Below are 12,392 nucleotides of genomic sequence, written 5' to 3' on the forward strand. Positions count from 1 at the left end.
TATGAGAAAATTAAGAGAAAATTTTTTAAAGGCGGCAGTTTGGCTATCAGCTATATTTACAATAGGAATGTTGTTAGTAATAGTTGGATTTATATTTATAAAGGGTATTGGGGGAATAAACCTAAACTTTTTAATTAGTGATTATTCAGCAAGTGGTGATGGTGGAATACTACCAATGATCGTCACAACTTTATATACAGTATTTTTATCATTAATAGTTGCTACACCAATAGGTGTTTTAGCGGCAGTATATTTACAAGAATATGCTAAAAAAGGACCAATAGTTAATATTGTAAGATTTGCAACAGAGAGTTTAGCAGGTATACCATCTATAGTTTATGGATTATTTGGAGGTATATTCTTTGTTATAACACTTCAAATGGGATATTCAATTATTGCAGGATCATTAACAGTAGCTATAATAATTTTACCTGTAATAATACGTACAACAGAAGAAGCATTAAAGACAGTTCCACAAGGATATAGAGAAGCATCTTTAGCTATGGGAGCTACAAAATTCCAAACTCTATACAAAGTAATAGTACCAAGTGCATTACCAGGGATTTTATCAGGAATAATACTATCAATAGGTCGTGTGGTTGGGGAGTCAGCAGCTATATTATTAACAGCTGGAACAGTAGCACAAATGCCAACTAGCATATTTGATAGTGCTAGAACACTTACAGTTCAATCTTACTTAGTTGCCAAAGAAACTGGAAATATACAACAAGCAGCTAGTGTAGGTGTAGTTTTAATAATTATAGTATTATGTTTAAATACTTTAGCTAAATTTATAGTTAAAAAGCTTAGTAAGGAGAGCTATTAAGATGAATAATATAAAAATAAATGTAAAAAACTTAGAACTTTTCTATGGAGATAACAAAGCATTAAAAGGAATAGACATGCAGATAAAAGAAAATAAAGTAACTGCATTAATAGGACCTTCAGGATGTGGAAAATCAACTTTTTTAAGAACTTTAAATAGAATGAACGATTTAATTGAAAATGTTAAAATAAAAGGGGAAATATCTGTAGACGGAGAAGATATATATAAATCTGATGATGTTATAAAACTACGTACAAAAGTAGGAATGGTATTCCAAAAACCAAATCCATTCCCAATGAGTATATATGATAATGTTGCTTATGGACCTAGAATACATGGAATAAAAGATAAAGCTACATTAGATAAGATTGTTGAAGAAAGTTTAAGAGGAGCTGCTATTTGGGAAGAGGTTAAGGACAGATTAAATAAATCAGCTTTAGGATTATCAGGAGGACAGCAACAACGTATTTGTATAGCTAGAACAATAGCTATGAAGCCAGAAGTAATATTAATGGATGAGCCAACTTCAGCGCTAGATCCGATATCAACATCTAAAGTAGAGGAATTAATAGATGAGTTAAAAGATAAATACACTATAGTAATAGTAACTCATAATATGCAACAAGCCGCTCGTGTATCGGATGAAACTGCATTTTTCCTATCAGGAGAAGTTGTAGAATTTGACGAAACAAAAACTATATTTACTAGTCCAAGGGATAAACGTACAGAAGATTATATAACAGGAAGATTTGGATAAAATAAATATAAAATAATCAATAAAAAGGAGTTTTAAAATGGTCAACAATAACTTAGAGTTAAATATAAATACCCTTATAAACTATACACTAAAAATGTTTGATAAAAGTCAAGAAATTCTAGAAGAATCAGTAAACAGCATGATAACAAAAGATATTGAAAAAGCAAAAGGAATTTCAGAAAAAGATGATGAAATAGACACTTTAAGAGACTATATAAGGGATAGAAGTATTGAGCTTATGGCATTAAAACAACCTATGGCAAAAGATTTAAGATTTATATATGCATTAGAAAGTATGTGCTTAGAGTTAGAGCGTATAGGCGATTATTCTGTAAATATATCGGTTGAAGTTGTAAAGATAGGAAAAGAAGAATATATAAAAGAATTAATAGATATACCTAAAATGAAAGATATATGCATTGATATGATAAAAGATGCAAAGAAAGCTTTAGAACTAAGAGATGAAGAACTTGCATACAATACAGCTTTAAAAGATGACTTAGTAGATAAGTTGTATGATGTTATACATGAACATACACTTAAGGTTATGCATGAAAAAGAAGTAAACATAGATCAAGGAGTGACGATGCTGTTTGTTGCTAGGTATTTAGAAAGAATTGGAGACCATATTACCAATATATGTGAAAAGATTATATATGCATTAAGAGGCGATATGATTGAAATAGGATAAAACTACAGGAATGTAGTTTTATTTTTTTTGTGCTAATATTTTATTGAGTACAAACATATCTATTAAAGTACAGTGTTTAATTATAAAATTTAGCTATATTGATTGAAATAATTGTCAATAATAACTAATAGTATTTATTAAAATATAAAAAACAAAGGGGAAGTGGGGATGAAAAGAAAAATAAAACCTATTTTTTTAAGTGTATCTACAGTTGTATTACTTTTGTTTTTATTATTTGTTACATTTGATAAAATAATTGCTACATCAAGTGAACAAAATAATATAGATATAAAATTGCTAGAAAGTGATACGATGACATTAACTGACCTCATGATGAAAGCAAGTAGTGTAAATAATAGAGGACCGAAGCCAAAACCTGAGAAGGTTGCTTATATAACAATTGATGATGGACCATCTAAATATACTGATGGAATACTATCTATTTTAGATAGCAATAATGTTAAAGCCACGTTCTTTATGATAGAAGGTAATATGAAACAACATCCAGAACAATTAAAAAGAATCGCTCAAGAGGGCCACTCTATGGGATTTCACAGTGTAAGTCACGACATATCTGTACTATATAAAACTCCTGAAAATACTGTTAATGAATTTGACAAGTGCCAAGACACATTAAATAAAATTGCTAAAGTAAACTCAAACTTAATAAGATTACCTTATGGTAGTAAACCTTATGCTCCAGAAGAATCATACAATGCATTAGTTGATGATGGATTTAAAATCTGGGATTGGAATTTGGATACAGAAGATTGGAAGGGTACTCCACAAACTATAGTAAATAATGTAAATAAATATTCAAATCAACATAGTGAGGTTGTACTTTTAATGCATGAAAAGGAACAAAGTGTTAAAGCTCTTCAAGGTATAATAAATCAATTAAAAGAAAAAGGATATACAATAATGCCAATAGAAGAAAGTGATATGCCGAAAAATTTTTGGGAACAAAATTTACGTAACTGAATATAATATTTATAAATATTGACAATAATAATGATGATTATATATAATTAAAAGATAAACAGAATATTTAAAAACTGAGAAAAAGAGGAGTATGCAAACTCAACTTACAGAGAGGAAAGTTCACCGGCTGAAAGACTTTCCAAGAAATGAATTGCAGAAGGTAGCTTTGGAGTTTCTAAGCTGAAAATAATAGTAAGCTTAGACGGTGAGAATCGTTAAATTTATTAAGTGTTATGTAAGGTTTGATTAAAAGCTTTACATAAAATTAAGGTGGTAACGCGAGCTTTTCGTCCTTAAATAGGATGAAGGGCTCTTTTTTATGTATATAAAATAAAAAATAGGAGGAATTTACATGGAAAATACAAACTTACCAAAAACGTATAATCCAAAAGACTTTGAATCAAGATTATATTCAAAGTGGGTAGAAGAAGGTTTATTCAAATCTAAGCCAAACCCAAATAAAAAGCCATTTACTATAATGCTTCCCCCACCAAACATAACGGGGCAATTACACATGGGGCATGCTCTTGACCATACATTACAAGATATACTTATAAGATGGAAGAGAATGGACGGTTATGAAGCTTTATGGCAACCAGGAACAGACCATGCTTCTATAGCAACAGAAGTTAAAGTTGTTGAAAGAATAAAAGAACAAGAAGGAAAAACTAAGTACGAAATAGGAAGAGAAGAGTTCTTAAAAAGAGCTATGGACTGGAGAAATGAATTTGGTAGAAAGATAGTAGACCAAATGAAACAATTAGGAGATTCATGTGACTGGGAAAGAGAAAGATTTACAATGGACCAAGGTTGTAATGAAGCAGTTACAGAATTCTTTGTAAAGTTATATGAAAAAGGTCAAATTTACAAAGGAAATAGAATAATAAACTGGTGTCCTGATTGTAAAACTACATTATCTGATGCTGAAGTTGAGCATGAAGAACATGATGGAAAGTTCTATCATATAAAATACCCAATAGCAGGTAGTGATGAATTTTTAGAAATAGCTACAACTAGACCAGAAACGATGCTTGGGGATACAGGTATAGCTGTAAATCCTGAAGATGAAAGATACACTCATTTAGTAGGAAAACATGCTATACTTCCACTAGTAGGAAGAGAACTTATTATAGTTGCAGATGATTACGTTGATTTAGAGTTTGGTACAGGTGCAGTTAAAATGACTCCAGCACATGACCCTAATGACTTTGAAGTAGGGCAAAGACATAATCTTGAAAAAATAAACGTAATGAACGAAGATGGAACTATGAATAAATTAGCTGGTAAGTACGAAGGTATGGACAGATATGAGTGTAGAAAGCAACTTATAGCTGACTTAGAAGAAGCTGGGTACTTAATAGCTATAAAAGATCATAATCACAATGTAGGATCTTGTTACAGATGTAAAACTGTAGTTGAGCCAAGATTATCAGATCAATGGTTCGTTAAAATGGATGAATTAGCAAAACCTGCTATAGACATATTAAAGAAACAAGATTTAGAATTTGTTCCAGATAAATTTGATAAAACTTACCTACAATGGTTAGAAAATATAAGAGACTGGTGTATATCAAGACAGTTATGGTGGGGTCACCAAATACCAGCATACTACTGTCAAGAATGTGGTGAAGTAGTAGTTGCTAAAGAAATGCCAAAACAATGTAAATGTGGACATACTCACTTCAAGCAAGATGAAGATGTACTAGATACATGGTTCTCTTCTGCATTATGGCCTTTCTCAACATTAGGATGGCCTAATAAAACAGAAGAGCTAAACTATTACTATCCAACAAGTGTACTTGTAACTGGATACGATATAATATTCTTCTGGGTTGTAAGAATGGCATTTGCAGGAATGTTCTGTATGGGAGAAACTCCATTTGAACATGTATTAATACATGGACTTGTAAGAGACTCAGAAGGTAGAAAAATGAGTAAATCTCTAGGAAACGGAATAGATCCATTAGAAGTAATAGACATGTATGGAGCTGATGCTTTAAGATTCATGTTAGCTACAGGAAACTCTCCAGGAAATGATATGAGATTCTATATGGAAAGAGTTGAATCATCTAGAAACTTTGCTAATAAGTTATGGAATGCATCTAGATTCGTATTTATGAATATAGATGAAGAAATAATGAATGGTGTTACTAGAGAATCAGTAGAAAAAAATATGACTTTAGCTGATAAATGGATAATATCAAGAGCTAATAATGTTGTTAAAGAAGTTACTGATAACATGGATAAGTTTGACTTAGGAATAGCAGCTCAAAAGATATATGACTTTGCTTGGTCAGAGTACTGTGACTGGTATATAGAAATAGTTAAGCCAAGATTATACTCAGATGATAAAGAAGCTAAGCAAACAGCACTATATACATTAACATATGTATTAGAAAAAATATTAAAACTTCTTCACCCATACATGCCATTTATAACTGAAGAGATATACACTCATCTTCCAACTGTAGAAGGAAGTATAGTTGTAGCTCAGTTCCCTCATTACGATGAAGCTGACAATATGGCTAAAGAAGAAGAAATGATGAATTTAACAATGGATGGTATAAGAAATATAAGAAACGTAAGAGCTGAAATGAACGTGCCACCATCAAAGAAAGCTAAAGTGATAATAGTTCCAACAGCTGATAAGAAAGAAGCTATGGAAGCTGGACTTGATTACTTTGTAACATTAGCATCTGCATCTACAGTTGAAATAGTTGAAGATGAAACTAATATACCAGAAGACGCTGTAAGTGTTGTTATAGATGGTGTAAAAATATTTATACCTCTTGATGAATTAGTTGACTTCACTAAAGAACTAGATAGATTAAATAAAGAAAAAGCTAAATTAGAAGGTGAAATAAAGAGAGTTAACGGAAAACTTTCTAATCAAGGATTCTTAGCTAAAGCTCCAGAAAGCTTAGTTAATGAAGAAAAAGCTAAAAAAGAAAAGTTTGAAGAAATGATTAAGTCAGTTCTTGAAAGAATCGAAAATATAGAAGCTAAAATGAAGTAGTAAAAATAGTAGAGACCCTGTTTAAGTTTTGCTCCACAAAGCTGAAAAGATGCTTTGAAATGTCGCTAAAACTTAAACAGGGTCTTTTTATGGTAGGAATGAAAATGAAGGTTTTGCTCCACAAAGCAGAAAAGATGCTTTGAAATGTTGCTAAAACTTAAACAGGGTCTCTTTATGATGGGAAGATAAGGATAAAGGTAAAGAGTTATGTGAAGAATATAGATTATAGGGTATAATAGTAAATAATAAAATTTAAGGAGGGGTATTTATGGCAGGAAATTTATTTGGAAGAATGGCAGCTGATACTTTAGGTTTATCTGATATAGGTAAAATAATATCGCCAAGAGATTTTGATAAAGTAGATGGTGATGATTATATAATGCATGAAGATGGAGAAAAAATATTCTTTGTTATAAAATCAAAATCGGATGAGTATGTATTTACAAATAGAGGTCTTTTACATGTAGATGGCGCGAATGCAATTAGTAAAAAAAGAACTGTTAAAAGACATGAATTTTATTATGAAAGAGTACATTCAGTAACGCTAGAAACTGCGGGAACTGTAGATTTAGATATAGAGATAAAATTTAGTTTTGGAGAAGAAGCATTTAGTATAGATGTAGATAAAAAACAATTAGAGCAATTAAAAGATTTATATAAAGCTTTAGTTGAAGTTGGAATACAACAAGGTAAAAATCAAGTTGCTATACAAGATGGAACAAAAGGGCTTGATATGGCAAACAATGCAATTTCAAGATGTAAGTTAGATGGAAATGCAGTAAATGTTGTAAAAGAGTTAACTAACTTTAACTTAGATTGGATGGAATCGCTAAGATTAAATTATAGCAATAAAGATTTCACTGAAGTATTTGAAAAATATATAAATAATTAAACTAATATATAATAGTAGAGTATGTAGAGTCCATATATAAGTTTTGCTCAACAAAGCGGTAAAGATGCTTTGAAATGTAGCTAAAACTTATATATGGGCTATTTTATGTTTATAGATAAAAAATATGAAATAGTATATAGATAACTTACCTAAATATAAGTTAAAATATAAGTTGGCAATTTTATTTTTGAAAATTTTCAGGCAAGAAATTTGCATAGAATTTTTAAGTTATTAACAAGAGGATTAATTGAGTATTTTGCCGAAATTAAATAACATTAGAAATAATTTACACTTAATTATACAATGGAGGAACAATATGAATTATAATGAGGCTTTACAGTTTATACACGAAAGTCATAAGTTTGGTATGAGACTAGGTTTAGATAATATAAAAAAATTATTAGAACTATTAGGAAACCCGCAAAATAATTTAAATATAATACACGTTGCAGGTACTAATGGTAAAGGATCAACATGTTCTTTCATATCATCTATTTTAAAAGAAAGTGGATATAAAGTAGGATTATATACTTCTCCATTTTTAGAGACATTTACAGAAAGAATAAGAGTAAATGGAGAAAATATACGTGAAGAAGAAGTTGGAAAAATAGTATCTTTAATAAAAGAAAAAATAGAAATAATGGTTAGTGAAGGATATTCTTATCCTACTGAATTTGAAATAGTTACAGCTATGGCATTTTATTATTACAACCAAGAAAAAGTTGACTTTGTTGCTCTAGAAGTTGGTCTTGGAGGTAGATACGATGCAACTAATGTTATCGATAAACCTGTAGTAAGTGCAATAACTTCAATAAGTTTAGATCATACAGGTATACTTGGAGATACATTAGGAAAAATAGCTTTTGAAAAAGGTGGAATTATAAAAGAAGATTGCCCTACTATAGTGTATCCACAGCAAGAAGAAGCAAGTGAAGTTATAAAAAATATATGTGCTGAAAAGAAGTCTAAATATATAGAATGTGATTTTAAAAATATAGAAATAAAATCATCAAATATTAACTCGCAAATATATAGTTGTAATATAAATGGAAAAGAATTAAGAGATTTAGAAATTAAATTAATAGGAGATCATCAGATAAAAAACTCTATTGTAGCTTTAAATGTTATTGATTATTTAAATGATATTAAAATTACAAATATATCTGAAGAAAATATTAGAAAAGGGTTATTAGAAACTAAGTGGCCAGGAAGAATAGAAAAAATAAGCGAAAATCCAATGTTTATAATAGATGGAGCACATAATGAAGAAGGTGCTAAATCACTTGCAAATTCTATTGATAAATATTTTGAAAATAAAAACAAGATTCTAGTTATAGGAATGCTTGAAGACAAGGATATAGAATCTGTACTAGATTTATTAATACCGAAATTCAATAATGTTATAACTACTACTCCTGATAATCCAAGAGCTATAGATGCTAATAAACTTAAAGAAAAAATAGAAAGATATAATATAGAAGTAACTTGCAAACCAAATATAAAAGAAGCTGTTGACTATGCATTAGAAATATCAAATAAAGATGATGTAATAATAAGTGCAGGATCTTTATATATGATAGGAAATGTAAGGACTATAATAGTAAATAAATAAAAATAGAGTTTGTAATCTGAGTTAAAATACTTAAATTACAAACTCTATTTTTTTATTTTGATAATTGTTCACGTAAAGCTTTAGATAATTGATCAGGACAAGAAGTAGATTTTCCTCCACAAGTTATACCAGCTAATTTCTCCGCAACTTCATCAGCACGAGTTCCCTCTACAAGATGTTTAAGACCTAATAAGTTACCAGGACATCCACCAACGAAGTCTACACTTGTAACTATATTATTTTCATCGATATCAAACACCATTTCCTTACAACAAACCCCTGATGGTTTAAATGATACTTTCATTGTAAATACCTCCAAAAACATGATAAGTAAATAATATCAAATAATATAGATGAATATCAACAACTTTTTAATAAGTATAATTTCCTAGTTAGTAAAAAAAGTAATAAGACGAGCATTTTAAACAATATACTATGATAGTACATTTTATTGCGAGGAGGTTTTGTTTTGAAGCTATATACATCTAATTATTTATCACAGAGTTTAAGTGTAATAGATTATCAGACTCTTAAATTGGAAAAAGAAATAAATTTAGGCCCAGACATATATCCTCACCATTTTTGCATAGAAAAAGATAAAAACATAATGTATATACCAAGTTCGTTTGATGGAGTTCTTTATGTTTTAGATATTGAAAAAGAGAAAATAATAGATTCTGTATCTATAGGAGGAAATTTAAGCCAGGTTTCGCTTTGTAAAAATGAACTTTTTGTAGCTAATGAAGATTCCAATAGTATTTATGTATTGGATAAGGATAATCTGGAACCAATAGGGGTTATTAGCGTTGATAATATGCCTCATGGGTTTGCGTATGATAAAGTAGATAATAAACTATATGTGCCTTGTATCGATTCTATTTTATGTATAGATATAGAAAAGAAAATAGTTGAACGAAAGGTCGATTTAGATTATAAAGCATGGCATATAAAAATAGATAAATATAAGGATATTATATATACATCTACATTAGATGGTAAGATAATTATTTTAGATAAAAAAAACTTAAACATATTAGATACAATAGGAAATTTTTTAATACCAGTTGAAATTTGCGTAAATTATAAAAAAGAACATATATATATAGCAGACTTAGGCTATAAAGCTATAAAAATATTAGACTATAAAACACATAAAGAAATTGGATGTATAAAGATAAATGGGAATCCTCAAGGGTTAGAACTATCAAATGATAGTAAATTTTTGTTTTTAACTGATACTTTTAATAATAGTGTTAAGGTTTATGGAACGGATAAAAATGAGATTATAGATGAAATTAAGGTAGGAAAAGAGCCTACCACTATAGTTTTTGTGTAGGCTATTTTTTGTTTGTAATAAGTAGTTCTATTATTTCAGCATACATATACGATGCATTCTTTTTCCAATTGTCGCATATTAATTTTGCTTGTTTTTCGGAAGATACGTTTAAATTTAAATCTATTAAGTTTGATTGGTTTTCAATAACTCGTAGATTTACTATATATTCATTATCACTTTGCTTGACAAAGCTTGACTTTACTTGAGTATCTGCTAATAAGTTTTCTTTATTTAATTTTATATACTCATCTAGCTTCTCTGTAATTTGAGAAGGAATTCTAGATAAGAAGTAGTTTAGAGTCTCAATACCTTTTTGTGTTAAAGTGTAATACTCTCTATTTGAATCTTCATATATTTTTAAGAATTTGGCATCCATAAGTTGTGAAAGAAATTGCTGTAATGAGAAATAATTCATTACTTCCGTCTCAAGAATAACTTGTGTTATTTGAGAATTTGTTAAATCCATTTTAGCTTTTTCTAAAACATATAAGATTAATAACTTATGGTAAGCTAATTCTTCAGATGAGTTTTCAAACATAATATCATCCTCCGTATAATGTTTCTATATAACTACTATATTAAACTAAAACATATAAAAATAAAAGTAGAATTTAATATTTAAATATATGCACTTATATAAAAATTTTATTTATCTATGTAAAAAGGCTACCTTGTCAGGTAGCCTTCTTATGAATCCTAGGTGTCTAATTTACTACTTATTTTCCAGACATTTGTCTTTCTGCCATTTCTACTAGCTTTTTAGTCATGTATCCACCTACATATCCATTTTGTCTAGCAGTTAAGTTTCCTTTATCTACTGATTCATAGTTAGATAAACCTAACTCATTAGCTATTTCTAGCTTCATTTGATTTAATGCTGCTTTAGCTTCTGGAACGGCTTTTTTAGTTGACATAGTAAATTTCCTCCTTAAAGTTATAAGATGTCTCAACAAGTTTTTTCTAAAATCTTGTTGTTGGTATTAATTTAACCAATGCCCAAAATTATATTCACATTTTTTAAAATTTTTTTTAATTCTTAGGAAATTATATTTAATCTTGAATTATAGATAAATATAATTTCCAACTTAAAAGCTTGAGCAACGGACCTGTTTTTTCAAAAGGTCGTTGGCGACATGAAGTGGTTCGCCGACGTAGTCGCTCAAGTGAAGCGAATTTTATTTAAATTTTTTATTTATTTTTATCTTTTTATCTTTTCTAATTCCTTCTTGAATTCCATGAGCTTCTCTTAAAAAATGTGTACTGTTTAATTTAACACTTTTGATTTCATTGTTTTCAGCTTTTCCTTTTAAAAATCCAAACTCACTTCTTAGATTAGTCATAAATACACCACCTTTTTTTAGATTACAATTAACTTTCCCAATTAATAAAATTAATTTAGTAGTAATTTTTTGAAAAAAATAAAAATAAACTTGTACTAGAGTATTTATAATTGGAGGGATGATATGAATAAGAAAATAACTGAAATTAAATCGTTGATATCTAGTTTCTTGTTTTTTGCTTTTACGCTTACAATTGTATTTGGGGTAGTGTATAGCGTAAGGTACATAGGGGAAAATATGTCAAATGAAAAAATTCCAATAAGTAAAGTGGAAACTGATGATAGAAAAATATCTTTAACTTTTGATATAGCATCTGGATCATCTAATGTAGAAACTATATTGGATACTTTAGATAAATATAATGTAAAAGCATCATTTTTTCTAGTTGGAAATTGGGTAGATGAAAATGAAAAAATAGTAAAAGAAATTAATGAGCGTGGGCACGATATAGGAAACCATTCAAATTCACATGCTAATATGAAAGAGATAAGTGAATCTGATTTAAAAAATGAATTAAATACAACATCATACAAAATAGAATCTATAACAGGAGAAAAGACAACTATGTATAGACCTCCTTTTGGAGAATTTGATAATAAGAGTTTAAAGGTTTGCGAAGATTTAGGATACACTGTAGTTAATTGGGATATAGATTCGTTTGACTGGAAGGAAATAGGGCCTAATTTTGTTACAGAGAAAGTTTTAAAGGGAGTTAAACCAGGATCTATAGTTTTATTTCATGGAGATATAAAAAATAGTGAACAATACTTAGAAAAAACAATATCAAAGTTAAAAGAAAAATATGAAATAGTTCCATTATCAAAGTTAATGTATAATGAAGGTTATGAAGTTGATTCAAATGGAATTCAAAAATTAAAAAGTAATTAGAAAAAAAGTTATAGGCAAAAGCCTATAACTTTTTTTCTAATTATGTATTTTCT

The 12,392-nt window shown here is 28.9% G+C and carries 13 protein-coding genes and 1 other annotated feature; of the genes, 9 read left to right on the plus strand and 4 right to left on the minus strand.

Annotated elements, in window-relative coordinates:
- The first annotated feature begins 1 nt into the window (after position 1).
- The 7 genes from pstA to ACN6I1_RS00860 all read left to right on the plus strand — a co-directional run bounded on the left by pstA (position 2) and on the right by ACN6I1_RS00860 (position 8,775).
- Positions 2-826: a phosphate ABC transporter permease PstA gene (pstA, locus tag ACN6I1_RS00830; protein WP_021430334.1), complete on the plus strand. Its 825-nt coding sequence runs from the start codon at positions 2-4 to the stop codon at positions 824-826.
- Position 827: 1 nt separating this feature from the next.
- A complete protein-coding gene (gene pstB / locus ACN6I1_RS00835; protein WP_021430165.1) occupies positions 828-1,583 on the plus strand; it encodes a phosphate ABC transporter ATP-binding protein PstB in 756 nt (251 codons plus the stop codon).
- Between the two features lie 37 nt (positions 1,584-1,620).
- A complete protein-coding gene (gene phoU / locus ACN6I1_RS00840; RefSeq protein WP_025162341.1) occupies positions 1,621-2,274 on the plus strand; it encodes a phosphate signaling complex protein PhoU in 654 nt (217 codons plus the stop codon).
- Between the two features lie 168 nt (positions 2,275-2,442).
- Positions 2,443-3,255 carry a polysaccharide deacetylase family protein gene (locus ACN6I1_RS00845; protein ID WP_195945627.1) on the plus strand — a complete coding sequence of 271 codons (813 nt, stop codon included), beginning with the start codon at positions 2,443-2,445 and terminating at the stop codon, positions 3,253-3,255.
- Positions 3,256-3,322: 67 nt separating this feature from the next.
- Positions 3,323-3,553: a binding site (T-box leader), on the plus strand.
- A 54-nt stretch (positions 3,554-3,607) separates the two neighbouring features.
- A complete protein-coding gene (locus ACN6I1_RS00850; protein WP_419742400.1) occupies positions 3,608-6,271 on the plus strand; it encodes a valine--tRNA ligase in 2,664 nt (887 codons plus the stop codon).
- A 268-nt stretch (positions 6,272-6,539) separates the two neighbouring features.
- Positions 6,540-7,163, plus strand: a complete 624-nt coding sequence (locus ACN6I1_RS00855) for a PH domain-containing protein (protein WP_021430242.1) — start codon at positions 6,540-6,542, stop codon at positions 7,161-7,163.
- A gap of 316 nt (positions 7,164-7,479) precedes the next feature.
- Positions 7,480-8,775, plus strand: a complete 1,296-nt coding sequence (locus tag ACN6I1_RS00860) for a bifunctional folylpolyglutamate synthase/dihydrofolate synthase (protein WP_419742401.1) — start codon at positions 7,480-7,482, stop codon at positions 8,773-8,775.
- Between the two features lie 52 nt (positions 8,776-8,827).
- On the opposite strand, the gene ACN6I1_RS00865 is transcribed toward ACN6I1_RS00860, so the two are convergent.
- Positions 8,828-9,079, minus strand: coding sequence for a TIGR03905 family TSCPD domain-containing protein (locus ACN6I1_RS00865; RefSeq protein ID WP_021430220.1), 252 nt, complete (start codon positions 9,077-9,079; stop codon positions 8,828-8,830).
- A 165-nt stretch (positions 9,080-9,244) separates the two neighbouring features.
- On the opposite strand from ACN6I1_RS00865, the gene ACN6I1_RS00870 reads away from it, so the two are divergent.
- A complete protein-coding gene (locus ACN6I1_RS00870; RefSeq protein ID WP_419742402.1) occupies positions 9,245-10,111 on the plus strand; it encodes a YncE family protein in 867 nt (288 codons plus the stop codon).
- 1 nt (position 10,112) lies between these two features.
- On the opposite strand, the gene ACN6I1_RS00875 is transcribed toward ACN6I1_RS00870, so the two are convergent.
- The 3 genes from ACN6I1_RS00875 to ACN6I1_RS00885 all read right to left on the minus strand — a co-directional run bounded on the left by ACN6I1_RS00875 (position 10,113) and on the right by ACN6I1_RS00885 (position 11,451).
- Positions 10,113-10,649 (minus strand): DUF4364 family protein, encoded by a 537-nt coding sequence (locus tag ACN6I1_RS00875; protein WP_021430274.1) that lies wholly within the window; start codon positions 10,647-10,649, stop codon positions 10,113-10,115.
- Positions 10,650-10,827: 178 nt separating this feature from the next.
- Positions 10,828-11,025 carry an alpha/beta-type small acid-soluble spore protein gene (locus tag ACN6I1_RS00880; RefSeq protein WP_021430292.1) on the minus strand — a complete coding sequence of 66 codons (198 nt, stop codon included), beginning with the start codon at positions 11,023-11,025 and terminating at the stop codon, positions 10,828-10,830.
- Positions 11,026-11,286: 261 nt separating this feature from the next.
- Positions 11,287-11,451 carry a hypothetical protein gene (locus tag ACN6I1_RS00885; RefSeq protein ID WP_220796087.1) on the minus strand — a complete coding sequence of 55 codons (165 nt, stop codon included), beginning with the start codon at positions 11,449-11,451 and terminating at the stop codon, positions 11,287-11,289.
- Between the two features lie 123 nt (positions 11,452-11,574).
- Here ACN6I1_RS00885 and ACN6I1_RS00890 point away from each other — a divergent pair, with 123 nt between their 5' ends.
- A complete protein-coding gene (locus ACN6I1_RS00890; protein ID WP_419742403.1) occupies positions 11,575-12,339 on the plus strand; it encodes a polysaccharide deacetylase family protein in 765 nt (254 codons plus the stop codon).
- Positions 12,340-12,392: the final 53 nt, after the last annotated feature.

This window comes from Paraclostridium dentum, assembly GCF_048568265.1.
Classification (GTDB): domain Bacteria; phylum Bacillota; class Clostridia; order Peptostreptococcales; family Peptostreptococcaceae; genus Paraclostridium; species Paraclostridium dentum.

Bases quoted from the DNA above. Each gene is read 5' to 3' on its own strand.
- pstA (WP_021430334.1), top strand. From the start codon at position 2: ATGAGAAAATTAAGAGAAAATTTTTTAAAGGCGGCAGTTTGGCTATCA.
- pstB (WP_021430165.1), top strand. From the start codon at position 828: ATGAATAATATAAAAATAAATGTAAAAAACTTAGAACTTTTCTATGGA.
- phoU (WP_025162341.1), top strand. From the start codon at position 1,621: ATGGTCAACAATAACTTAGAGTTAAATATAAATACCCTTATAAACTAT.
- ACN6I1_RS00845 (WP_195945627.1), top strand. From the start codon at position 2,443: ATGAAAAGAAAAATAAAACCTATTTTTTTAAGTGTATCTACAGTTGTA.
- ACN6I1_RS00850 (WP_419742400.1), top strand. From the start codon at position 3,608: ATGGAAAATACAAACTTACCAAAAACGTATAATCCAAAAGACTTTGAA.
- ACN6I1_RS00855 (WP_021430242.1), top strand. From the start codon at position 6,540: ATGGCAGGAAATTTATTTGGAAGAATGGCAGCTGATACTTTAGGTTTA.
- ACN6I1_RS00860 (WP_419742401.1), top strand. From the start codon at position 7,480: ATGAATTATAATGAGGCTTTACAGTTTATACACGAAAGTCATAAGTTT.
- ACN6I1_RS00865 (WP_021430220.1), bottom strand. From the start codon at position 9,079: ATGAAAGTATCATTTAAACCATCAGGGGTTTGTTGTAAGGAAATGGTG.
- ACN6I1_RS00875 (WP_021430274.1), bottom strand. From the start codon at position 10,649: ATGTTTGAAAACTCATCTGAAGAATTAGCTTACCATAAGTTATTAATC.
- ACN6I1_RS00880 (WP_021430292.1), bottom strand. From the start codon at position 11,025: ATGTCAACTAAAAAAGCCGTTCCAGAAGCTAAAGCAGCATTAAATCAA.
- ACN6I1_RS00885 (WP_220796087.1), bottom strand. From the start codon at position 11,451: ATGACTAATCTAAGAAGTGAGTTTGGATTTTTAAAAGGAAAAGCTGAA.
- ACN6I1_RS00890 (WP_419742403.1), top strand. From the start codon at position 11,575: ATGAATAAGAAAATAACTGAAATTAAATCGTTGATATCTAGTTTCTTG.